The organism is Solitalea koreensis, from assembly GCF_900182575.1.
Taxonomy (GTDB): domain Bacteria; phylum Bacteroidota; class Bacteroidia; order Sphingobacteriales; family Sphingobacteriaceae; genus Solitalea; species Solitalea koreensis.
In genome coordinates, this window is the sequence record NZ_FXSZ01000003.1 from 304,812 (window position 1) to 329,985 (window position 25,174).

Consider the following 25,174-nt stretch of genomic DNA (forward strand, 5'->3'; position numbering starts at 1 on the left):
GATAGATGACACAACCAGGTTTACTAACAGTTTTTCTTATATTATTACCACTTGTTGCTTCTCTAACTTTATCACTTGTCAAAGGTGAACAAGTAAAGAAGCTGGCTCTTGTTTTTTCATTAGCTGAATTAGCTATTGGATTATTTGCATGGTCAAAATTTGATGCTGCCGATGCGCGTGCTCAGTTTTTATACGATACTAACTGGGTGGCTTCTCTCGGAATTCATTTCGCGGTAGGAATGGATGGAATCAGTATGTTATTGGTACTACTCACCGTTGTATTGGTTCCTTTGATTATTCTTTCTTCTTTCAAAAATGAATTCAAAAAGCCTAATGCATTATATGCCCTGATCTTATTCATGCAAGCAGGTTTAATTGGAGTATTTACTTCCTTAGATGCGTTTTTATTTTATGTATCATGGGAGGCCGCACTAATTCCGATTTACTTCATCTGTGCGATTTGGGGCGGCGAGGATAGAATAAGAATAACATTCAAGTTTTTTGTATACACCATCTTTGGTAGTTTGTTCATGTTGTTAGGTATTATCTACCTCTACTTCATGACTCCTGATCACTCATTTAGCTTATTGTCATTCTATCAGGTAAGCTTGAGTCCAACCGCTCAGTCATGGTTATTCTGGTGTTTCTTTTTAGCTTTTGCTATTAAGATGCCAATATTCCCTTTCCATACATGGCAACCTGATACGTATACTACAGCTCCAACAGCTGGTACAATGTTGCTATCAGGTATCATGTTAAAGATGGGTATTTATGGAGTTATGCGTTGGTTATTGCCAGTATTGCCAATGGGTGTTTTAGAATGGGGAAATACAGCCATGATACTTTCGGTAATTGGGATTGTTTATGCCTCAATCATTGCCTTTACGCAGAAAGATACTAAACGACTAATCGCGTATTCATCGATTGCTCACGTAGGCCTAATTTCGGCCGGTGTTTTTGCGTTGAATGTGCAAGGTATGCAAGGTGCCATGATTCAAATGGTGAGTCACGGTATTAACGTTGTCGGTTTATTCTTTGTAATAGAGATCATTTATCAACGTACTAAAACGCGTGAAACCTTTAATCTTGGTGGAATAGCAAATGAAGCGCCTGTATTGGCGACTTGTTTCATGATCATTATGTTGGGAGCCGTGGCATTGCCATTAACGAATGGATTCATTGGCGAGTTTATGCTGCTTAACGGTGTTTTTAATTACAACATTTTGCTTTCAGCAATTGCCGGTCTAACTATCATATTTGGCGCTGTTTACATGTTGCGTATGTATCAAAAAGTAATGCTTGGCGAAGTAAATAATGTTACTGCAGGCTTTACAGATCTATTCGCATCCGAAAAGGCTGTGCTTTTTATCATCTGTGCTTTAGTAATTGTAATAGGAGTTTATCCTAAACCAATTCTGAGTGTTTCGGAAGTAGCAGTTAATAACCTGCTTGAAGTGATAAAATTAAGAATGCAATAATTGAAACTCTAAATCCAAATATCTAGAATTTGGTAATAAGGTTTTAGAAAATCAGGTTTAGATATTAGAATTTTAACAATAATGACTTCGATAATCATCATAACAATAACCGCAATTGTAGTTCTCTATTTAGGATTATATAAGGCTCAAAAAGCATTGTTGCCTGTTTCAATATTGGGTTTATTAGCTTCAGGAGCTACTGCATTTATGGCATGGGGATCCGAGCTATCATATTTCAATGATATGATCGTGTTTAACAACTACGCTATTGCATTTACTATACTCTTGGTTGTAACAACCATTCTGATCTTCTTGCTATCACGTGATTATTTTGAACATATCAGTTCAAATGTAGCAGAGTATTATGCGATTCTTCTTTTTGCATTAGCAGGAGGAGTTGTTATGGTATCTTTCCAGAATTTATCCATGTTATTCATCGGCATCGAAATTCTTTCGGTGAGCATGTACATTATGGCGGGTATTAAAAGAAGAAATATTGCTTCCAATGAGGCTGCCTTGAAGTACTTCTTATTAGGAGCATTTTCTACCGGTTTCTTATTATTTGGAATTGCATTGGTTTATGGAGCAACAGGCTCTTTTAATATTGATCAAATAGCAGCACATGCATCAGAAAACCCGTTGTTGTTTAACGTCGGACTAACACTGATGTTAATAGCAATGGCCTTTAAAGTAGGTGTAGCTCCATTGCATTTTTGGACTCCAGACGTTTATCAAGGCACGCCAACATTGGTAACTACATTTATGTCTACTGTTGTGAAAACAGCTGGCTTTGCGGCTTTCCTTCGTTTGTTCACCGTTGCATTTGGTGCTAGTTCACACGTATGGATGGTCACCGTTTCCGTTATGGTTGTATTAACCTTATTTATTGGTAATGTTACAGCAGCATTTCAAAGCAATCAAAAGCGACTTTTAGCTTATTCGAGTATTTCACATGCCGGATACATGCTTATTGCAATTTTGGCTTTGGGCGGAGCATCAGCTAATTCTATCCTGATTTATTCAATTGCTTATTCTATTGCATCTGTTGCAGCATTTGGTGTTATGATTTTGGTTAAACAACAACGTGGATCTGATGACATTACAGCTTTCAACGGTTTAGCTAAAAACAATCCGGCCCTTGCTCTTATCATGACCATAGCTATGTGTTCATTAGCCGGAATCCCACTTACTGCAGGTTTCTTTGGTAAGTTCTTTATCTTTGGTACTGCGATTAGTGCTCATTATACTTGGTTAGTAGCTATTGCTGTATTAATGGCTGCAGTTGGCATTTACTACTATTTTAAAGTGATTATTGCAATGTACCTTCGCAAAGGGGAGGAAGGTAACATTATTCAGGTGTCAACTCATTACCAATTTGTGCTGGCTTTTTGCGCATTAGTTACTATCTTGCTCGGTGTACTTCCTGGCCTTATTACAAATCTCTTGTAGTAAGTATTGATAACACTTACTTTTATAACACCTTTGGCAGCCTTACGTATGAATGAATTTTTCGAGTTTATCCGCAATATCATCAACCCTGAATGGATATTGACACATGGAGGGTTATGGCTGCTTTTACTTATTGTATTTGCTGAGACCGGTCTTTTTGTAGGCTTCTTCCTGCCGGGAGATTCCTTATTGTTCGTAACCGGGATGGTGCTTTCTCGCACTCATGAAATATCAGGATTGGGGGTAATGCCTATACTTATTCTGGTTAGTGCCTGTGGTGTTGCCGGTAATTATGCCGGTTATTGGTTTGGCAAAAAATCAGGCCCATTGCTCTTTAATAAGAAAGATACTTTTTTCTTTAAGCAGCGGTATTTACACGCTGCTAAGAAGTTTTATGATAAGCACGGAGGTATGGCTATTGTTTTTGCCCGCTTCCTTCCATTTATCCGTACATTTGCACCTATTGTTGCAGGTATCGTGACGATGGATTATCGCAAGTTTGCCTTTTATAATCTGGTTGGCTGTGTAGCATGGGTTTTCTCAATGATACTATCAGGCTATTTTTTAGGGCGTGCATTTCCTACGTTGGCACAACACCTTGACTTAATAGTTATAGGTATAATTCTAGTTAGTATTGTTCCCGTGATTATTACATACTTTAAAAACAGAGTAAAATCAGGAGAGCTTGAAAAGGATTTAAGTGGAAAGAATTAATTACTAATATAAAAATTGAATACGAATATGGGAACAGACCCGTGGCACTCGGTTGAGCCGGGCGACAATTGTCCGGAAGTGGTAAATGCTATTATTGAAATTCCTAAAGGCTCAAAAGCTAAATACGAGGTTGATAAGAAGACAGGATTATTGAAACTTGACAGAATACTTTTTTCTTCAGTAATGTATCCTGCTAACTATGGCTTTATTCCTCAAACCTTCTGCGATGATAATGACCCTCTCGATATACTAGTGCTTTGCTCAGTAGATGTTATTCCATTGTCAATTATCGAAGCTAAAGTTGTGGGCGTAATGCACATGATTGATGGAGATGAACGTGATGATAAGATTATCGCCGTGGCTAATAATGACATGTCGGTTAATTACATCAATGATATTGCCGAACTTCCTCCTCATACCATGAAAGAAATTGTTCGTTTCTTCCAGGATTATAAAGCTTTGGAACATAAAAATGTTGTAGTTGAACATTTCTTAGGTAAGCGATATGCTTACAAAGTGATCAACGAAGCTATTGAGCTTTATAACAAAACATTCAGGACTAACAATTAATGTCTATGGCATCGGATGTCTCCTTTCTTGACATATTAGTCATTCTGCTATTAGTTTTTCTAAACGGATTTTTTGTAGCAGCGGAGTTTGCTATTGTAAAAGTTCGCGGATCCCAAATTGATCTAAAGGCAAAAGATGGCAGTGCCAATGCAAAAATGGCTAAACATATTGTCAGACATCTGGACGGATACCTGGCTGCAACCCAGCTGGGTATTACCCTCGCCAGTCTTGGCCTGGGTTGGCTTGGTGAAGCGACTATGTCGAAACTAATCCTAAACTTTTTTCATTTTATAAATATTCCTATTTCCGAAACAGGAAGCCATGCTGTTGCAGCTCCAATTGCCTTTGCATTTATTACCATATTGCACATTGTATTCGGAGAATTGGCGCCTAAATCATTAGCTATCCAGCGACCTATTGGGACTTCTTTGAACGTTGCCTACCCACTTCACTTCTTTTATTTAGTGTTTCGACCATTTATTTGGATACTGAATGGCTTAGCTAATGTGGTATTAAAGCTTATTGGTATAGATCCGGCTGGAGGGCATGATATCCATACTTCTGAAGAGTTGCAACTTATTTTAGATCAGGGAAAGGAAAGTGGGGCACTCGAGCATGCCGAGCATGAGTTAATTCAAAATGTGTTTGATTTTCAAGAACGCATTGTGAAGAATATCATGATTCCACGAACCAAAATAGCGGCTATCGATATAAAAACCTCTCCTGATGATGTCGTTAAAACAGTAGTTAATGAGGGTTATACCCGTTTGCCTGTTTATGATAAAACAATCGATAATATTATAGGTATTCTTCATTCAAAAGATGTGTTAGCACGGGTGGCCACCAAAAAGCCTATTGTGTTGAAAGACATGCTTCGAATGCCTTTGTTTACGCCTGAATCAAAGAAAATAAGTGATTTGCTTACCGAGCTACGCACTGAAAACAAGCCTATTATGGCCATTGTTATTGATGAATTTGGAGGAACGGCTGGGATGGTAACACTCGAAGACATTGTTGAGGAATTGGTTGGTGAGATTCAGGATGAGTATGATGAAGAAAAACCAATTGTTGAAGTAGTATCTGACGGAGAATTTATTGTAAACGCATTAGCTCCGATAGACGATGTAAATAAATTTCTACCTACTGAATTGCCTGAGGATGATGATTATGATTCAGTGGCGGGATTCATGAATGTGCTTTTTGAGAAGATTCCAGAGGTTGGAGAAAGTATCGATGCATACGGATACAATTTCACAATTCTTAAAAAGTCAAACCGCATGGTTGAATCTGTAAGAATAACTAAATTCAGTAGTGAACCAGGTGAAGGTCCTGAGTAAAACTATTTTGAGTTTTGGATTTCGGGTTTTGAATTTTATTTTTTTAACCCGTAACCCTCAATTTTAAATCTGAAATTAAAAGATGCACTTATTCTTTACACCCGATATTTCCGCTGATTTTTATCAACTCAGTGAAGAAGAAAGTAAGCACTGCGTACGTGTATTGCGGCTTGTAAAGAGCGATATAGTATTTTTGATTGATGGAAAGGGAGGGCTCTATAAAACCGAGATTATTGATGATCATCCTAAGCGTTGTATTTTAAAAGTCCTCGAAAAGCGAAGCGAATATGGCAAGAGGCCATTTAAGCTGCATGTTGCAATTGCTCCTACAAAAAATATGGATCGGTTGGAATGGTTTCTTGAGAAAATCACAGAAATTGGTGTTGATGAAATTACCCCATTAATTTGTCAACGCTCTGAACGTCGCGAGCTTAAAATTGATCGGCTGCAAAAGATTATTGTAGCAGCGATGAAGCAGAGTTTAAAGGCGTATCAGCCTGTCTTAAATGAGCCGCTTGAGTTCAGGAAATTAATTAATTCTGCATCGGAATCACAGAAGCTTATCGCCCATTGTTTGGAGACTGATCGAAAGTCTCTTTCGCAAGAATATAGAAGGGGAGAAAATGTTCTTATATTGATTGGACCCGAAGGTGATTTTTCTCCCGAAGAAATAGAAGCAGCATTGAAGAGTGATTTCAAAGCCGTAACTTTAGGAAACAGTCGCCTCCGTACTGAAACGGCCGGAGTTGTGGCTTGTGCTCAATTGAATTTCATGAACGAATAATAAAGCTCTATTTCTATGAGGATGGGTAAAAACAAATCAATTTTTGCTTCAATCGTATTAACCATTGCGCTGTCAATTGGCGTTTTCGGTCTTACTGCTTTTGCTCCTCCATCCTATAAACTAGCACGACTTAAGTATAATGGAGGGGGTGATTGGTATGGAAGTCGTACTGCCTTAACCAATCTCGCCGCGTTCTGCAATGAAGCTATAAATACAAATTTCTATTCGGACGAGGCCATTGTTGAGCCCGGCAGCCAGGAGTTGTTCAATTATCCTTACGTGTTTGCCACCGGACATGGCAATATCATTTTTTCTCAACAAGAAGCTGAAAATATGCGCAAATACCTTATTGGAGGCGGTTTTTTGCACTTGTGTGATAACTACGGATTTGATAAGTTCATCCGTGCAGAAATGAAAAAAGTGTTTCCTGAATTAGAATTTGTTGAACTGCCTCCTAGTCATCCTGTTTTTTCTCAGAAATATAAATTTCCTAATGGCCTTTTCAAAGTTCATGAACATGATGGTAAACGGGCACAAGGATTTGGTCTGATTTACCAGGGGCGTTTAGTGTGTTTCTATGATTATGAATGTGATTTAGGGAACGGTTGGGAAGATCAGGGTGTTTATCCTGGTGATTCAAAAATGATCCACCTAAAAGCGTTGCAAATGGGAGCAAATCTTGTTCAATATGCTTTAAGTAATTAGCTTTTCTGTTTTGTGCATCGTTTTTTCTACTTTCGCTGTACACAATTTTTAAGCATGTTAAAAGCTACAATCAATAAAAAAAACACCCTTGAAGTTAATATTTCAAACGATACCATTGTAATAGATGGTGCAACTTTTGAAGCTGATTTTTCGGAGCACACTTCCGGTATGTTTAACGTGATCAGTAATGATCGTTCTCATAATGCTCAAATTATAGAAGTCAACAGAGAAGAAAAAACAGCCATTATCCTTGTTAACAATAATAAATACACAGTTCAAATTAAAGACAAATTCGACGAGTTGTTGCACAGCTTAGGAATGGATAATTTGAATGCTCATAAGATGAACGATTTAAAGGCCCCAATGCCTGGCTTGGTTTTGAAGGTGTTAATTGCCGAAGGTCAAGAAGTTAAAAAAGACGATGGACTTTTGATTTTGGAAGCCATGAAAATGGAAAACTTAATCAAAGCCCCGGCTGACGGGGTTGTCAAATCAATTAAAGTGAAAGCTCAAGATAAGGCGGAGAAAAATCAAGTGTTAATTACATTTGTTTAATATTCAGTTGGATTTTAATTACGTCTAAAAGCACATTGCATATGCGCAAGTTATTCCTAATACTCCTTCTATGCTGTGTTGGTTGTATCGTTAGGGCACAGGTGAAATCTCCGGACGAGTTCTTAGGCTATCAACTAGGTAGCCGTTACACTCCACATTATAAAGTGCTGGCTTATTTTGATTATGTGTCAAAATCAGTAAATAATGTAAAACTGCAACAATACGGAACAAGTTACGAAGACAGGCCATTAATGCTGGCTATCATTACTTCTGCAGAAAACTTTTCTCACCTGGAAGAGATAAGAACGAATAACTTAAGGCTAGCGCGGGTTATTGATGGCCCAGTGAATGCAAAGCAGCCGGTAATTGTGTGGTTGAGTTATAATGTACATGGTAATGAACCTGTGTCGACAGAGGCGGCAATGCAAACCTTATACGAGTTGGTTAGCCCATCGAATGCAGCTACCAAAGAATGGTTGAAGAACACAGTAGTAATTATCGATCCATGTTTAAATCCTGACGGACGCGAGCGGTATGTGAATTTTTTTACCGAAAGAATGGGCCTGAAATCAAACCCTAATGTGAATAGTCGCGAGCACAAAGAACCATGGCCGGGCGGGCGAGCTAATCATTATTTGTTTGACCTGAATCGTGACTGGGCTTGGCAAACACAACAAGAAACGCAGCAACGTTTAGCCGTTTACAATCAATGGATGCCTCAGGTCCATGCTGATTTCCATGAAATGGGAATCGATGAAACCTATTATTTTGCTCCGGCAGCCGAACCCTTCCATGAAACAATCACACCCTGGCAGCGAGAGTTTCAAACAACGATTGGCCGTAATCATGCTCATTACTTCGATAAAAAAAGTTGGCTGTATTTCACTAAGGAGGTATTCGATTTATTGTATCCTAGTTATGGAGATACCTTCCCGTTATTTAATGGCGCCATCGGTATGACCTATGAGCAAGGTGGTTTAGGGAGGGGTGGCGTATCGGTTATTACAAGCAAGGGAGATACACTCACGTTGGTTGATCGTATCGCACATCATACCACAACTGGGCTTTCAACCATTGAAGCATCTTCATTGAATGCTCGAAAGGTCGTCGCTCAGTTTGAGCAATATTTTAATACCAATAAAACGAATCCTTCAGGTATATATAAAACCTATTTAGTTAAAGGGGAAAACCCTCAAAAGCTCAAAACATTCGCAAACTTTCTTGCCCAAAATAATATAGAATATGGATATGGCTCTGCCACTAAAACGGCTTCGGGTTACAATTACTTTAGCGGAACAAAAGAATCGTTTTCTGTTGAGCCAAACGATTTAATAATTAGCGCTTATCAATCAAAATCAACATTTATAAGAGTTTTATTTGAGCCACAGACGAAGCTAAAGGATTCAATTACGTATGATCTTACGGCATGGTCACTGCCGTATGCATGGGGCTTAAAAAGTTACGCTCTGACGGAGCGATTAAATGCGTCATCAAAAACTCCTCCTGTTGTTGCTGCTTCAACTATTAAAGCTGAAAAACCACTTGCTTATTTACTAAACTGGAACAGTCTCTCTAGTGCAAAGGTCTTAACAAAACTACTTGCTGCCAAAGTGAGAGTTCGTTATGCAGAGGTAGGTTTTGATATAGCAGGTAAGCACTATCAGCCAGGTTCATTAATCATCGCAAGAACCGGCAACATACGTCTCGGTGATCAGTTTGATAAAATTGTGAAACAAGCAGCAGAAGAAAATAATATTAATCTGGAAGTGGTTAATTCTGGTTTTGCCGATAAAGGAATCGACTTTGGATCAAGTTCTGTGCATGAAATTTCAGCGCCTAAAGTAGCTGTTTTAGCTGGTGATGATGTTTCTGAAAATGCTTTTGGTGAAGTGTGGCATTTTTTCGATCAACAGTTGCATTACCCGATTGATGTATTGGAAACCCGTTATTTAAATGATGTTAATTTAGCTGAGTATAAGGTGATCATTGTACCTGATGGGAATTATTCCGATTTCTTTGGCGATAAACAGTTTAATGAAGTAACAGAATGGGTGAAAAATGGCGGTCAGTTGATCCTAATGCAAGGCGCTGTAATGCAGGCTGCCGGAAAGCCTGCACTGCGTTTAAAAACGAAAGTCGATAATGTTGATGCGCCCAAAACGCCATACGCTGAATTGAATAAATATGAAGAAATGGGGCGTAGCGCTTTAACCCAAACTATTCAAGGCAGCATTTTTAAGTTACATATTGATAACAGTCATCCCCTGGGTTTTGGTTACCCTGATTATTACTATACGCTTAAGTTAGATGCCAATTTATATCAGTTTTTATCCAAAGGCGGTTGGAATGTGGGATTCTTGAAAAAGGATGGCTACGTAAGCGGGTTTGTTGGTGCAGGTGTAAAAGTAAAATTTGCTGATGCAATGGTTTTCGGAGTTGATGATATAGGGAAAGGACACGTTACTTACATGGCTGATAATCCCTTGTTTCGTAGTTTCTGGGAGAATGGTAAGCTATTGTTTGCTAATGCCGTGTTTATGGTAGGACAATAATAACTACATACGCTTAAAGCCATCGATAACTCGTTCCTTTAAATTGCTGTTATTGAAATGGAGTTTTACCTCATACCATACCTTGTTGGATTCAGTGTTGTAAGCCAATTTTACAGGTGCAAGAACCCGGTAGTGGTCGTTCCCCAAATCAGTTACAATCATTTCATTTGCTGAAATGTCGAGCATGGTTGTGTAATTCTTAAGCTTTTCCGTTGCGTAATTCCTTGCTGATAATTTTACAGCATCTTTATCGGTACAACTTTTGGCATCATGAGATCCAAAAAAGTGTGTCGCTTCTCCTGTTAGCAACAGAGCAACGATCACGTAACATAACCGATAAAAGAGATAGGCTTTCATATTCAGTCTATATGACGTTGTTGACCAATAGAATGTTGCACTTTCGATTATTTATTTTTTAAAGTACTGCTTCTTTAATTACGCGGCTCTGAAATACTTTTTACTTCCCAACTATCACGTTCTGAACTTGCTTTTCCCGGTTTCCTAGCAATAGTTACATATACTTCAGTAATTTCTTCTTTGTTTTTTGTTATTTGGGTTCTTATGTTATACCAGTTGTCGACCATGAAATTTACGGTTTGATCATCTGAGTTGATAGTAATCAATGTGTTACCTGTACTAAGCTGTTTTATAATAGCTTCTCGGGCAATATCTTTCAGCATGTTATCAAATGTGTCGCTTTCATCATGTTGATAATGAACAGGGCTCTTTCCTTCTTCGCATTTTAAACCTTCCGCTCCCATGATCCATGTTCTAGTTTTATCCGTTGAGTTATCGCATTCATAATAATAGGGATCACGAAGAATCTGTTCAACAGCCTGATCAATCACCACTTTTGAATTTACAGGTAATTGTAAAATCAACTCTACTTCTTGTTTTCTCCATAAACTGCCTGTCTGCAGTTCGGCATTGCGATTAAATGTAATTACACTGTCTTTCTGAGAGAAATTGTAAATAATACCTTGTGCGTTACGGATAGCAGTGTCAAAATTAGTTCCCCTTGCTTTGTAAATCTTAATTAGATGAGCTTTGGTGTCGGGGCTTTTTTCGATACGCAAATCAACATCTACAACTTCAAATCCGTTATATCTATAGACCTTGAAACCGTTTTTTATAGTAATGTTGAAATGTAAACTGTCAGAATGATTTAATATTTTTCGATCATCGGCATTGAGGTAAAACACATTGTTTGCTGAGGGGGAAATGTCAATAACCTTACGTAAAGAGGCTTCCTCTTTAAAACCTCTGGCGGTTTTAGCAACAAAAAAACCGCCAATAGCAAATGCACAAAGCCAAATGGCAAGTAATGAAAGGCTCGCCACTCTATTTAAAAGCATTTTATTGAAGATGATCCTAGTGCCAAGCAATAGAATCATAAAAGCAGGAATGAATAGCAGCAAGAATAAACATAGATAAGTACCCGTACGATATGCAGGATCCACCAACTGCAAATTATGCGTGTCAGACATTAATCCAAGAAAAATACCTGACCCAGTTGTTATTCCGAATAAAGCAACGACTGCAGTAATTATCAAAACTATGCCCAACAGAATCACAATTGCTTTTGCCAAAGCTTTAATTAGGGATCCTAAGATTTCGAAAAAATCGTTGAAAAAAGTTTTGATTTGAGAGTTGTTTTTAATTTCGGCAGCCTTATCATTAACGGCTTTTTTAATGTTAGCAAGATTTGCCGCTTCTCCTTTTACAGCCATTTTGTCGGCGATTGTTTTGGCCGTAGGAAGCACTATCCATAAGATTAAGTAAGCCAATATCCCGATACCCCATGTACAAGCAAATAATGCCCAAATTAAACGGACCCAAGTAGGGTCAACTGCCAGGTAATTAGCAAGCCCAGCGGCTACACCGCCAATAATTTTATTATCCGCATCTCTAAACAAGCGACGTTTTACTTTTTCCGTTTCAGCGCTTGGAGCATAGGTTGATGTACTTTCTTTCTGTTCTGATTCATTCAGCTCAAAATCACTAATGGTACCCATTTTTGCCATTACTTCTTGCACATCAGCTAAAACAACTACCTGTTTGTTTTCAACCGCTAGTTTTTCGGTGAAAAGTTCCGCGATGCGGTTTTCGATATCGGTAATAATTTCAAAACTGTCTGCTGAGGTTGAGAAATGTAGTTTTACCTGGCTTATATATCCTTTAAGGATTTCGTATGCATCTTCTTCAATGTGAAAAATAATGCCGCTTATATTTATAATTATCGTCTTATTCATCGAAGTAGTTTTTGCTATTAAAGGTTGTTGGTTTCAGCATCAGTTGCAGGTTGTGCATTCCTGTGTGTGGTTGTATTTACAGCATAGGCTAGCTCTTTCCACGTTAAATCAAGTTGTGCCAGTACTTTTTGTCCGGTTTCAGAGAGCTGATAATATTTGCGGGGCGGACCAGAAGCTGACTCCACCCAATTATACACCAACAGTTCGTTGTTTTTCAGACGAGTTAGCAATGGGTATAGTGTTCCTTCAACAACTAATAATTTTGCATTGCGTAGTTCTGCTATTATATCTGAGGCATATATCTCCCCCCGGGAAATGATCGACAGAATACAATATTCCAGTATTCCTTTCCTCATTTGGGTTTGGGTGTTCTCTACTATCATGATACAAAGATATATGCTTTTCAATATACTATGCAATACAAAGTACTATATGTAATAAACTTGTTACGATAATTGTTTATTGGGGAGGATTTGAAAAAATAAAAAATACTGGATTTATAGGATAAAAGAGGCGATTGTTGAGGGATGTGATTTCTAAAATGGAGTAAAATTCATAACAAGCTCCTGTAGTCACGCAGCCAGGTTGTTTCTGCAGAGTTATTATAAATAGTTAAATAATTAATAATCAATTAGTTAAGTAATTATTTTTTTGTAAATTAATACTTTATTCTAAAGATATCGCTCTATGAAAAAAAGTCTACTATTATTAATGGGCTTGCTGTTAATCGGATTTGCATCAATAGCCCAAACTAAAACTATTTCAGGAACAGTTACTTCTGCTGATGATAAACAAGCATTGCCTTCAGTGAGTGTTATGGTAAAGGGGACCAATGCGGGTACACAAACCGATGTAAATGGTAAATACTCCATATCCGCAGCCGTTGGAAGTACCCTAAGTTTTTCATTTATTGGCTATCTCTCAAAGGAGGTTGTTGTTGGTTCGTCAAACGTTATTAACGTTTCCCTTTCAAACGATAGCAAACAGTTGGGAGAGGTAGTTGTAACCGCCTTAGGAATTCAAAAGGCAAGTAAAAGTTTAGGTTATGCAACTGGTGCTGTAAAAGGTGATGAACTTAACCAGGCTCGAGAAGTAAACGTGGCCAACTCATTGGCAGGTAAAGTTGCCGGTGTTAGCGTTACGGCTCCTGCATCTGGACCGGGTGGAGCGGCCAATGTGATTATTCGGGGTTCGTCTTCCCTTACAGGTTCAACACAGCCACTTTACGTGCTTAATGGTGTTCCAATGGATAATGGAAATTCAGCAAGCCCGACCAATGTTCCTGGCTCGGGAAATAGTAACGGTTCGGCCGGTCAGTATGGAGGTGCTGATTTGGGTGACGGAATCTCAAACATCAATCCTGATGATATTGAATCAATTAGTGTTTTAAAGGGTGCCGCCGCAGCCGCTTTATACGGCTCAAGGGCTGGCTCGGGTGTGATTATGATCACAACGAAATCGGGTAAAGCTCAGAAAGGCATTGGTGTTGAGTATAATACCACGTATCAATTTGATAAAATAAATAACCTTACCGATTTTCAATATGTATATGGTTCAGGCAATCAAGGTCTTAAGCCAACTACTGCTGCCCAGGCTTTTGCAGCCGGAGCTCAAAGTTGGGGAGCTAAACTCGACGGATCGAGTGTTGTGCAATTCGACGGAGTGTCCCGTCCATATGTTGCCAATAAGAACAATATTGATGATTTTTATCGTACCGGTGGTACTTATATCAATACAGTTGCTTTAAATGGCGGAACAGAGAATGCTGCATTTCGTTTTTCGGCTAATAATTTGACTAATCAGGCCGTTATACCTAATTCAGGCTTAGATCGCTGGAGTTTTAATTTAGGGTCAAATGCCAAATTGGGTAAAAAAGTTTCAGCGGATGTAATTGTTAACTACACAGTCGAAAGTGCTAAAAATCGGCCAAATCTATCCGATTCTCCTGGCAACGCGAACTTCGGCATTACATTTCTACCTACCAGTCTTAGCGCAAGCCAAACGCTTTCGCCTGGTTATGATGCTAATGGCAATGAAATTCAATTTGATGTTAATCAATTCATAACTAACCCTTATTTCGCAGCTAATAAATTTATTCAGGATACACATCGTAATCGTATCATAGCAAATGCGAGTGTAAAGTATAATATTTTGGATTGGTTGTATATACAAGGTCGTGTGGTTCAAGACGCCTATAATGATCGTTATACCCGCGTAACCCCAACAGGAACCGCCTACCTTGCTGAGGGCAGCATGGATGATAACAGTACTCGTTTTTCTGAATTGAACTCCGATATTTTAGCAGGTTTAACTTATAAAATCACACCTGATATAAGCCTCGATGCTACAGCCGGTACTAATTTTATGAGAAGAAATGCTGAGATTACCAATATTTTTGGTTCGTCATTCGCCATCCCATTTTTGTACATTATTCCAAATGCAACAGGGCAAAGGAATAGCTACTTTAATTATAAAACACGTATTAATTCTGTTTATGGAACTGCCGACTTGGGATACAAAGGCTTTTTGTATTTAAATCTGTCTTTGCGTAATGATTGGTATTCGACACTATCTTCACCTACCTCAACGAAAACTTCTTATCTATATCCTGCTGCAAGTACTTCTTTTATTTTCAGTGAATTATGGAAGCCAGATGCCTTAACTTATGGTAAGTTTAGAGTTGGATATGCTGAAGTTGGTGGTGGAGGAGACGTTCCCTACCAAACTAGCTTAGGCTATAATGTGCAAGGAACAATTAGCGGAACGCCAATTGGTCAGATCGTGAATGGATCTATTCCGAATTCACAAATAAAACCAAGGGCTATTAAAGAGTTTGAGATAGGCACCGAATTGAAATTTTTCCAAAATCGATTTGGTGTTGACTTTACCTATTATGACAAGAAAATAAATAATGACATTGTTCCGGTTACTACCTCTATTTCAACAGGATATACGTCGGCAGTGTTGAATATAGGTAAGCTGAAAAACAATGGGGTAGAGTTATTACTTACCGGAACGCCTGTAAAATCTTCAAGTGGATTCACCTGGAACGTATCTTTTAATGGTTCCTACAATAATAGTGAGGTAGTTAGTTTAGCAAGTGGTTTAACAAGTATTCAAGTAGGTATTTCTCGAACAGGTAATGCATTTATTCAACAGGTAGTTGGAAAACCGGCATCACAAGTTATGGCGTTTGATTATGAACGTGATGCAAGTGGAAATATTGTGAAGGATGCTAATGGGGTTCCGGTGCAAGGGGATTTGAAAGCGTATGGTTCAGGACTCTATAAATATAATTCAGGCTTAAATAACGAATTCTTCTACAAGAACATTAACCTGTCTTTTTTGATTGACGGCAAATGGGGGGCTAAAATATTCTCAGCAACCAACTACTATGCTACTGTTAATGGTTTAGGTAAAAATACTTTAGTCGATCGGGATAAAGCCGGTTTTGATGCTCAATCTTATTACGGAAATTTTGCACAAAATGTATCCGGTCAGTTTGTTGAAGATGCAAGTTTTATCAAACTCAGACAGGTAATTCTGGGCTATAACTTTCCAACAAAAATGTTCGACAATAAAATTCAAGGGTTGAAAGTAAGTTTCGTTGCCCGAAATCTGGCAATCCTAATGAAACATACTACCAATATTGATCCGGAATCAAACTATAATAATACAGCGGCCCAAGGCCTTGAGTTGGCCGGCGTACCTCCGGTAAGAAGTTATGGCTTTAATCTAAGCGTTAAATTCTAGTCAATTTTGTTTGATTTAATTTAAATGATCTAGCGATGAAAAAATTATATGTCAAAATATTCACAATAACAGCCATAATCATGGGTGTGATTACCAGCTGTACTAAGGATTTTCAATCTGTAAATACTGACCCGACTACTGTACCTGCTGATGAAGTAGATCCTAGTTTATTGCTTTCAAACGTTGAATTGACTTATACGGGCTCAACTGATTTTTCTTATGAAACCTGGAGGGCAAATTTGATTTATTGCTCAGTAATGATGCAGCAATTATCATCGGTGAATGGATATTGGGTAGGAGATAAGTCGCGGCGAAACGATGCTTACCTTTCGGCTTATTGGGAAAAATCTTATTCTGAGCAGGTAAAGCCTGTTGTGGATTTGGTGACTTTAACAGCCGATAAACCGGAGCATAATAACTTGCATCAAGTGGCAAGAATCATGAAAGCTATGGTTTTTCATCGGATTACCGATTTATACGGCGATGTTCCTTATTCAGAGGCTGGTTTAGGGTATTATAATCAAATTTTAACTCCAAAATATGATGCTCAACAGGCCATTTATATGGATATGCTTAAAGAGTTAGATGAGGCCTCGCAAGCCCTTGTTCTTACTGGCGGCGATGTAGTTAAAAATGACATTATCTACAATGGGAATATTGTAAATTGGCAAAAGTTTGCCAATTCTTTAGAATTGCGCCTGGCCATGCGTTTAGTAAAAGCGGATCCTGCTACGGCCCAAACGTATGCTGCAAAAGCCATTGGGAGAGGCATTTTTGATAGTGAAACACAGGATGCAAAGGTGTTTGGCGATGAAGCCGGCGACCGTTTAACCAAAAATAGAAACGCGCAGGTTATTCTTCAGGGATACGAGCGATCGGCCGACCGCATTTCTCAAACATTTGTGAATTGGTTCAAGAGTAAAAATGATCCACGTTTAGCTTTATATGCAGAAACCTCAACAGGTGCGCCCGCGAATGCCTCCTCAATCGGAATGCCTAATGGATATGACTTGGGTGGCGTGAAAAGTATTGAAACAGCACCCGGATATCCCGGCACTTTAGACGGCTATGTGCAAAATGCCACAAAGACGATTCAGTTTAATAGTCCAACCTTTTTTATGACCGCAGCAGAAGCGCAATTACTAGCAGCGGATGCTGTGCAAAGAGGCTTCGTTGGCGGTGATGCAAATGCTTATTTTAAGAAAGGAGTAAACCTGGCAATACGCTCATTTGCTTATTATGGAATCGCTGGTACACAGGCTGCAGCAGATACCTATACTGCCACATTGAATCTTACTCCCGGAGCGGAGTTGCAGGATATTAATGAACAAATATGGGCGACATGTGGAGGCACCTATAATTTTTACGAATCGTATGCCAATTGGCGCCGTACAGGCTTTCCTGCTTTAATACCAACAGTCTACCCTACTTCGGTAATAGGGGCTGTTATTCCTCGTCGTTTTACTTATCCAATAGCTGAACAATCGGTTAATTTAGCTAATTATAATGCCGCTGTTGCAGCCCTTCCGGGAGGCGATGTCTTGACAAGTCGTGTTTGGTGGGATAAGTAAGTATTCCTTTAAGAAAAAATTATTTTGAATAAGGAATAAAATATTATGTAAGTATAGTGTGCAGATGGCAGTCTATTGTTTGGCATTTTTAGGTTTTTGCGATAGTTTATCTCAGCTGTTCTCTTTATTAGGAAAAAAAACCGTAAAAAATCTTCATAAACAGCAAAGATGTTGTTACAAAAGAGGTCTTTTTAGGCCTTTTTTTGTAACAAATCAATGACCTTTATGTAACATAAAAGTGACAAATGATATAATTTTGTAACATGGATGTTACAAATGTTGTAAATAGTTGTTCTATATTAAGTCTAGTTGTTTGCTAGTGTAATTTAAAAAAACTGATAATCAGTTAATTGATTCTGCGAAAGCTGCAAAGATCTTTAAGTGATAAAATTTCCTGTTTCATTTCCCATTTTTAATTGTAACAAGTATGTTACAATTAGTTTTGTTCTCCCTCTTCATCCCAATAGTTTCGGAGCATCTTAAACAAATGAAGTTATATGAAGAAAAGGTTACTTTATGTGATTGCTTTGCTCTTTTTTATTGCAAGTTCGGCAATCGCCCAGAACCGTACAGTTACAGGTACGGTGAAGGCAAAATCTGATGGCGGTCCCATCCCCGCGGTAAGCGTAGTTATCAAAAACACTACAATCGGTACCCAGACCGATTTGGATGGTAAGTTTAGTTTGTCTGTTCCTTCGGGTGCTACATTGGTGTTTAAATCCATCGGATTTGCCGCTCGTGAGATCACCCTCGGTACAGCGAGTGTTATTAATGTGACACTTGAAGATGACAGTAAACAGTTAGGAGAGGTTGTTGTAACAGCCTTGGGTATTTCTAAAGAAAAGAAAGCTCTTGGTTACTCTGCAACTGCCGTAAAAGGTGAAGATCTGAACAGAACGTCGCCTGTAAGCATGATGGATGGTTTACAAGGTAAAGTTGCAGGTGCAGAAATTTCATCACAATCAGGAGCTCCCGGTGCATCGTCAAAAGTTATTTTGCGTGGTTATGCATCGTTAACTGGTAACAATCAACCACTTTATGTAGTGGATGGTGTGCCAATTAATAACACTGCATCTGTGAGTGCTTTAGGTGTTGCCGCTGGTGCTGCTACTAACAATTCGGTTTCACGTACAACCGACTTTGGTAATGGTGCAAATGACATTAATCCTAATGACATTGAGTCAATGTCAATTTTGAAAGGTGCAGCTGCTACTTCACTGTACGGTTCACGCGCTTCTTCCGGTGTAATTATTATCACTACTAAAAGTGGTAAAGCAGGAAAAGCTAAAATCGACTTTAACTCATCATCAACGTTTTCTGAGGTTTTATTTACCCCTACTTTACAAAGCGTTTATGGACAAGGTTGGTCAGGTACGTATGATTCACAAGAAAATGGTAGCTGGGGCCCGAAACTGGATGGAGCGATTCGTCCTTGGGGTAATACAATCGACGGTACCAGATTGACAAAGCCGTTTGTGGCAAACACCAATCGTTTTAAAGATTTTTATACTACAGGTAACGAGTTAAATAACTCACTTGCTATCAGCGGTGGAACTGATAAAAACTCTTTCTACTTGTCGTATGGTAATATCAATAGCGATGGTATCATTCCTACCAATATCGACTCATACAAGCGTAATACCTTGGCCTTGAGAGGAACTTCAGTACTGGGAGACTTGAAAGTTTCTGCCTCATTAAACTACGTAAATCGTGATGCAAAAGCGGTAAGTACTGGTCAGGGAACTGCAACCGGAGCAACATTGTTCCAGGAACTGATTCAGGTTCCGGTTGATATCAACATCAACTCAATTAAAGATTATCATAACGTTTATAATAACGTTGATAATTTCTATACCCCGTATGCTCAGAATCCATTTTTTACCATTAATGAAAATGGCAATAATTTCTCATCTGAACGTTTCTACGGAAACACCGGTTTAGATTATAAGTTCGCGAACTGGTTGTCTGCAGCCTGGAAAGTAGGTTTTGACGTAACTGATTCAAAATTGAGAGATTGGCAAGCGGTTGCTGCTCCTAAAGCAGGATCAAATAACGCAAGTAAAAAACCTTTTGTTGGTGGTGTGCAAGAGAACAACGACTATCGCAAAGAGTTGAACACAGACTTGATGTTAAACTTTGATCAAAAACTAAGTTCAGACTTTTCACTCAATGGTTTAGTAGGTGTTAACGTGAATGAGCGTGATGCTCGTATCGTTAATACAAGAGTTGAAGGACTGATCCTTGAAGGGTTTTATGATCTTTCTAACTCCGCTAACGCTCCGGCTGCAACCTCGTTTTACTCAAAACGTCGTTTAGTCGGCACTTATGCTCAAGCTAACTTGTCATTTAAAGATTACTTGTATTTAACTTTAAATGCACGTAACGACTGGTCGTCAACATTGCCAAAAGATAAAAACTCTTTCTTTTATCCTGGAGCTAACGTAGGTTTTGTGGTGACTGATGCCTTCAAGAACCTTCAGGGAACTGCACTGTCTTTCGCTAAGATTCGTGCAAGTATTGGTAAAACAGGTAACGATGCAGGCCCTTATTCTATTGCTAACTACTTAACTGCAGGTAGTGCTGCTTTAGGTTTTGGTCAGTTAAATTTCCCATTAAACGGAGTTGGCGCATTTGAAGTTAGCAACATTATCGGTAACCCTACTTTGCGTCCTGAGTTAACTACTGAGTATGAGTTAGGTGCTGATTTACGTTTCCTTAAGAATCGTGTTGGTATTGACTTTGCGTTCTATAACAAAACTACTAAAGATCAAATTCTTGCCGTTCCGGTTTCTGCAGGAAGCGGTTACACCTCAAGAATTACCAACTTTGGTAAAATTGAAAACAAAGGTATTGAAGTTGCATTGAACCTTACTCCAATTAAAGGAGAGCATTTTACTTGGGAGGCAACATATACCTACGCAAAAAACCAAAACACAGTATTGGAATTACCTAACAGCCTTAAAGAGGTGGTTTTAAATACTGCTTATGGTGTTGATATGGTTGCTATCGTTGGTCAGCCACTTGGTGTGATCAAAGGACATACTGCTAAAACTTCTCCTGATGGAAAAGTAATCGTTAACGCAACGACTGGTATTCCATTAGTGGCTCAGGATAAAGTTGCTTATGGCGATATCAACCGTAAGTTCTCTATGGGCTTGTCGAACAAATTTACTTATGATAACTGGGCGTTAGGATTCTCGTTCGACTTCCGCAAAGGTGGTTTAATGTACTCATACACTTCACGTCTTAACTATTTTGTAGGTAATGCTGTTAATACACTCCTGAATGATCGTCGTCCGTTCCTGGTTCCAAATTCAGTAAATGAAGTAGTTGCTACCGATGGTACAGTTACGTATGTTGAAAACTCCACTGCGGTGGGCACATCAAACATTGCTAACTATTTTAACCAAACAAGCAACAACAGTATGTCAAGAAACAACGTAATTGATAAGTCGTTTATCAAAATGCGTGACATTACGTTGAGCTATCAGTTCCCTAAATCATTGGCAACGGCAGTGAAAGCTCAAAATGCTTCCCTTTCAGTTTACGGTCGTAACCTTTTTGTTTGGGTACCTAAAGGGAACTCGTTTATTGACCCAGAGGTTTCAACGTTTAGCAATGACTTAGCAGGTGAATTTGGTGAATTTGGTGGTGGTCCAAGCGTACGCTCGTTTGGTGTATCATTAAAAGTTGGTTTTTAATTTTAGATAAACATGAAGAAGAGATTTTTATATAAATCAACCCTATTGTTGTCAGCGGCAATTTTGCTTTCAACAACAGCATGCCAGGATTTTCTGGATGTGAACAAGGATCCTAGCAATCCGGAGGTTGTTCAGGGACAACCTGTCTCAATATTTCCTGCCGCAGTTGCTTCAACAGCAGGTACTGTAGGTGCTCAATATGCAATTGTAGGTGGTATTTGGAGCCAGTTCTGGACCCAGAGTGCATCAGCGAATCAGTTTAAAGATATTGATTCTTATAACCTTACGGCATCGAGCATGAATAATACCTTTGATGAGGTGTATTCAGGAGCATTGAATGATTACCAATTTGTGATTAATAAATCAGAAGCTACCGGCGATTGGTTCTACTTCCTTGCCGGTACAGTTATGAAGGCGTATACTTTACAAGTAATGGTTGACCTTTACAATAAAGTTCCTTACTCTGAGGCTTTTCAGGGTTTAAATAACCTGACGCCTAAATATGATGATGGAGATAAAGTGTATGCAGGTTTAATTGCAGAGTTGGATAAGGCTTTATCAAAAGATTTCGCCGCTACAACAAACTCAACTCCGGGTGCCCGCGATATTGTGTTTGGCGGTAGTGTTGATAAATGGAAACGCTTTGCCAATACATTGAAACTTAAAATGTATATGCGTATGATTTATGCAAAGCCAACTGAGGCATTAGCGGGTATTTCTAAATTATATTCAGATGGCGCTCTTTTCCTTACATCAGATGCCGCAATGGGTGCTGCTGTTTTTCAGGATGCACCGGATAAGTCAAATCCATTGTACGAGTATAACAACCGTCGTTTAAATACTACTACCAATTTACGTGCAAGTACTACTTTTATGTCATGGTTAGTAGCAAATAATGACCCTCGTATTGCTTCTGTTTACAAGTTTGGAACGGCAACAACTTCTTATTCGTCATTAAACCAGGGCGATTTTAATAACACGGCCACTACTGCAATTAGAAATGCAGTTTCGATTGCAAATATTACGCCTTTAGCTCCTGTTCATTTTATTTCAACAGCTGAGTCTTACTTTTTGCAAGCTGAAGCAATTGAGCGTTTAACACCTAATGCGCCAGCGGCTAAAACTGCGTATGATAATGGCGTTAAAGCAGCTTTTGCACAATATTCACTTGATGGGTCAAGCTTTATAGCTACAGGTGCAAAGTATGCCTATCCGGCAACAGGTACATTTGACCAAAAATTAGAAGCTATTATTACTCAAAAATGGGCTTCAATGGTTGGGTCACATGCGTTGGAGGCATTCTTTGAGAAAAATCGTACCGGTTTCCCTAAAACAAGCGCAGTTTATTCAGATAGTCCATCGTATGTACCTGGACAAATTGTATATCCGAAAGAGGGTATTACTCAAGGCTTATTCGCAAAACGTTTGATCTTCTCAGATCGTGATCGTCAACGTAATCCAAACGTACCTGCAATGGTTCCAGTTACTACCAAAGTTTGGTGGGATGTTAAATAAATAGGAGAAAAAACATGTTGAAGAATTTTAAATCAATAATAACTATGGCATTGGTGCTAGTCGCAGCGACAGCCATTACTTCTTGCGAAAAGGCAGGAAGTGGAGATATTGAGTACATAGCCCCAGCCGGAAAGTTGGCTGGAGAGTGGTTTGTGACTGTAAAAGATAAGGCTGCACCAGCTGTAATTGTGGTTAATTACAGGCAGATATCAACCTTTAACTCAGCTAATTCAGGTAACGAGCTTTGGATTCAAGCAAGTGGTGCTACAACAGGATTGACCGGTTTGTCATCGTATGGGGTAAAAGTAAGAACAACTGCAGATGCAAATGCGTTAACTTTTTCAGCTAAAAATGGTGCAAACATTTTGACTACTGCAGGTTTGGCTCCAACCGTTAATGTTTTATCGGGTAAAGTTTTCAAAGGTGCAGGTAAGTCGCTTACCGGTGCTACAGTTGATAGTATTTATATGGAAGTAGAATATTCTACTAAGGCTGGTAAAACATATATTATTTCAGGTCATCAGCGCAGTGGATTTCCTGCCGACCAACCGGCTGTTAAATAGATTTTTTACTTACTATAAAGGCTGCCCCGTTTTTTGGGCAGCCTTTATTTTTCGGTTGGATATCATACGTTTAAATTCTTGTTTTTACTTTAAGAAAGCATCTATTACCTTCTCCGCATTTCTAAAACGGGTTTCTCCTAATCCAGAAATGATTTCATAGTTGGCGTTTAAAGCGTTTAATTCCCTTTCGTAAAGGTCAAAGAAATACTGACGCTTATCCGGGAAGTTGCGTTGCGGGTCCGGTTCCCACTCTGTATCAATATTCATGAGCAGATAAAAATCATAATGTCGATTTTTTATCTCCTCGGTTACAAAATCAGGTGTTCCTCCAAATACTTCATCGCACCAAACTTTCACGTTTAAGATGGTTACATCACAAATCAATAATTGATTGGCCTTGGGAATCAGTTTTTCTTCCAATGCTAATTGACCGTAAAACATATTGAGCTCATCTTGCAATGTGCATTCACGGTCAAGCCCTTCACAATATTCTCGGGCGTATTCTGGTACCCAAATCGTGTTATAATGGTTGGCGAGGTGTTTGGCCATCGTTGATTTGCCTGTGGACTCAGGACCAATAATGGCAATTTTTAATATTGGGGATTTTGTGCTGTGTTTATGTGTCATTGCGAACGATAATGAAGCAATCTGTTACAAAAATGTTTCAGTTCCAATCAGCAGCAAGATCGTTCCATTCAGGATTCTAACCATTGATAAGATCGATTTTTTTCTGCCGTGAACCAGCTTTAAGTTGTTTCTCTCTAGAAATGGCATCATCAATCAAATCAAAATTTTCAAAATAAACCAATTCGTCACAATTATATTTAGAAGTGAATCCTTTAAAAATCTTGCTTTTGTGCTCGTAAATTCTTCTCTCAAGCATGTAAACGAAGTATTGATGAAATCTCATAAAGGTAAGAGTCATTAATTTATCACTTTTGGACTAGGGATTGTTTCGCTATCGCTCGCAATGGCACTTAGGCCTTTCTTCCACTCAAATAATCCAACAACGGCTAAGGCCACCATGATAACTGAAAGAACAGCGGTTATGTAATGAACCTTGAAATAGTACATCCCAATGTAAACCGAATTAATAAATATCCATAGATGCCAGTTTTCGATCTTTTTTCGTGTTTGAAGATAGGTGGCTACTAAACTTACTACCGTGCAAAAACTATCCAAAAAGGGCAGGGAAGCGTCTGTTTGGGAGTGAAGGAAATAACCTAAGGCTAAGGTTCCAACAACAGTAAGAAGTGAGTAGCCAATCCAATGCGTTTTGCTTAGCCTTGATACAGCTATTCCATGGTGCTCTTTTCCGCCATAAACCCAATTGTACCAGCCGTATACGCTCAATGCCAAATACACAACTTGCAGCCCCATGTCTCCGTAGAGTTTTGACTTGAAAAAGACAACCGTATATACTAGAACACTAATAATTCCTACTATCCAGTACCAAACATTTTGGCGAGTAGCAAACCATACGCAAAGGACACCTGTGATGGCTCCAAATAATTCAAGATAATCCATTCGGCTATTAAATTAATAAAACGGTATGGGCTTTTGCTTCGGCGAATGCCGACGACTAAATGAGATGATACAATAATTCCCTACGCCGGCATTATCCGGATCAGGTTTCAATCCCTTAGGATTATGGGTATGATCTCAGCCCGTTATT

General features: G+C 38.8%; 20 protein-coding genes. 14 read left to right on the forward strand and 6 right to left on the reverse strand.

The genetic code is table 11. The annotated features are described in order from the left end of the window. Positions 1–5: 5 nt before the first annotated feature. The 9 genes from FN756_RS06810 to FN756_RS06850 all read left to right on the forward strand — a co-directional run bounded on the left by FN756_RS06810 (position 6) and on the right by FN756_RS06850 (position 10,144). The gene (locus tag FN756_RS06810) at positions 6–1,478 is read left to right on the forward strand and encodes a complex I subunit 4 family protein (protein ID WP_142602657.1); all 1,473 of its coding nucleotides are present in this window, start codon (positions 6–8) and stop codon (positions 1,476–1,478) included. Between the two features lie 81 nt (positions 1,479–1,559). Further along, the gene (locus FN756_RS06815) at positions 1,560–2,927 is read left to right on the forward strand and encodes an NADH-quinone oxidoreductase subunit N (RefSeq protein WP_142602659.1); all 1,368 of its coding nucleotides are present in this window, start codon (positions 1,560–1,562) and stop codon (positions 2,925–2,927) included. Positions 2,928–2,960: 33 nt separating this feature from the next. Continuing rightward, on the forward strand, positions 2,961–3,641 hold the full coding sequence (locus FN756_RS06820) for a DedA family protein (protein ID WP_246085441.1): 681 nt from the start codon (positions 2,961–2,963) through the stop codon (positions 3,639–3,641). Positions 3,642–3,668: 27 nt separating this feature from the next. Next, on the forward strand, positions 3,669–4,211 hold the full coding sequence (locus FN756_RS06825; RefSeq protein ID WP_142602661.1) for an inorganic diphosphatase: 543 nt from the start codon (positions 3,669–3,671) through the stop codon (positions 4,209–4,211). Positions 4,212–4,216: 5 nt separating this feature from the next. Beyond that, positions 4,217–5,548, forward strand: coding sequence for a hemolysin family protein (locus FN756_RS06830; protein WP_142602663.1), 1,332 nt, complete (start codon positions 4,217–4,219; stop codon positions 5,546–5,548). Between the two features lie 82 nt (positions 5,549–5,630). Next, a complete protein-coding gene (locus tag FN756_RS06835) occupies positions 5,631–6,332 on the forward strand; it encodes a 16S rRNA (uracil(1498)-N(3))-methyltransferase (protein ID WP_142602665.1) in 702 nt (233 codons plus the stop codon). A gap of 21 nt (positions 6,333–6,353) precedes the next feature. After that, on the forward strand, positions 6,354–7,037 hold the full coding sequence (locus tag FN756_RS06840) for a DUF4159 domain-containing protein (RefSeq protein ID WP_142602667.1): 684 nt from the start codon (positions 6,354–6,356) through the stop codon (positions 7,035–7,037). 54 nt (positions 7,038–7,091) lie between these two features. Continuing rightward, positions 7,092–7,592 (forward strand): acetyl-CoA carboxylase biotin carboxyl carrier protein subunit, encoded by a 501-nt coding sequence (locus FN756_RS06845; protein ID WP_142602669.1) that lies wholly within the window; start codon positions 7,092–7,094, stop codon positions 7,590–7,592. Positions 7,593–7,633: 41 nt separating this feature from the next. Beyond that, the gene (locus FN756_RS06850) at positions 7,634–10,144 is read left to right on the forward strand and encodes a M14 family metallopeptidase (RefSeq protein ID WP_142602671.1); all 2,511 of its coding nucleotides are present in this window, start codon (positions 7,634–7,636) and stop codon (positions 10,142–10,144) included. Positions 10,145–10,147: 3 nt separating this feature from the next. Here FN756_RS06850 and FN756_RS06855 read toward each other — a convergent pair whose 3' ends face one another. From FN756_RS06855 to FN756_RS06865, 3 genes are all read right to left on the reverse strand, one after another. After that, positions 10,148–10,501 (reverse strand): hypothetical protein, encoded by a 354-nt coding sequence (locus FN756_RS06855; RefSeq protein WP_142602673.1) that lies wholly within the window; start codon positions 10,499–10,501, stop codon positions 10,148–10,150. 74 nt (positions 10,502–10,575) lie between these two features. Further along, the gene (locus FN756_RS06860; protein ID WP_142602675.1) at positions 10,576–12,396 is read right to left on the reverse strand and encodes a PspC domain-containing protein; all 1,821 of its coding nucleotides are present in this window, start codon (positions 12,394–12,396) and stop codon (positions 10,576–10,578) included. A gap of 17 nt (positions 12,397–12,413) precedes the next feature. Beyond that, positions 12,414–12,779 carry a PadR family transcriptional regulator gene (locus tag FN756_RS06865; RefSeq protein ID WP_142602677.1) on the reverse strand — a complete coding sequence of 122 codons (366 nt, stop codon included), beginning with the start codon at positions 12,777–12,779 and terminating at the stop codon, positions 12,414–12,416. Between the two features lie 304 nt (positions 12,780–13,083). Here FN756_RS06865 and FN756_RS06870 point away from each other — a divergent pair, with 304 nt between their 5' ends. The 5 genes from FN756_RS06870 (at position 13,084) to FN756_RS06890 (ending at position 23,499) form a co-directional block, all read left to right on the forward strand. Next, a complete protein-coding gene (locus FN756_RS06870) occupies positions 13,084–16,149 on the forward strand; it encodes a SusC/RagA family TonB-linked outer membrane protein (RefSeq protein WP_142602679.1) in 3,066 nt (1,021 codons plus the stop codon). A 35-nt stretch (positions 16,150–16,184) separates the two neighbouring features. Continuing rightward, the gene (locus FN756_RS06875; protein ID WP_142602680.1) at positions 16,185–17,720 is read left to right on the forward strand and encodes a SusD/RagB family nutrient-binding outer membrane lipoprotein; all 1,536 of its coding nucleotides are present in this window, start codon (positions 16,185–16,187) and stop codon (positions 17,718–17,720) included. 497 nt (positions 17,721–18,217) lie between these two features. Continuing rightward, entirely contained in the window at positions 18,218–21,421 is a 3,204-nt protein-coding gene (locus FN756_RS06880) for a SusC/RagA family TonB-linked outer membrane protein (RefSeq protein WP_142602683.1), read from the forward strand. A gap of 12 nt (positions 21,422–21,433) precedes the next feature. Further along, a complete protein-coding gene (locus FN756_RS06885; protein WP_142602686.1) occupies positions 21,434–22,936 on the forward strand; it encodes a SusD/RagB family nutrient-binding outer membrane lipoprotein in 1,503 nt (500 codons plus the stop codon). A gap of 44 nt (positions 22,937–22,980) precedes the next feature. Beyond that, positions 22,981–23,499, forward strand: coding sequence for a lipid-binding protein (locus FN756_RS06890; RefSeq protein ID WP_185955209.1), 519 nt, complete (start codon positions 22,981–22,983; stop codon positions 23,497–23,499). 84 nt (positions 23,500–23,583) lie between these two features. Here the strand turns inward: FN756_RS06890 and FN756_RS06895 are convergent, their stop codons facing one another. From FN756_RS06895 to pnuC, 3 genes are all read right to left on the reverse strand, one after another. Beyond that, positions 23,584–24,126, reverse strand: coding sequence for an AAA family ATPase (locus FN756_RS06895; RefSeq protein WP_142602691.1), 543 nt, complete (start codon positions 24,124–24,126; stop codon positions 23,584–23,586). 76 nt (positions 24,127–24,202) lie between these two features. After that, positions 24,203–24,409 carry a GIY-YIG nuclease family protein gene (locus FN756_RS06900; RefSeq protein WP_142602693.1) on the reverse strand — a complete coding sequence of 69 codons (207 nt, stop codon included), beginning with the start codon at positions 24,407–24,409 and terminating at the stop codon, positions 24,203–24,205. 14 nt (positions 24,410–24,423) lie between these two features. Then, positions 24,424–25,026: a nicotinamide riboside transporter PnuC gene (gene pnuC / locus FN756_RS06905; RefSeq protein WP_142602695.1), complete on the reverse strand. Its 603-nt coding sequence runs from the start codon at positions 25,024–25,026 to the stop codon at positions 24,424–24,426. Between the last annotated feature and the right edge of the window lie 148 nt (positions 25,027–25,174).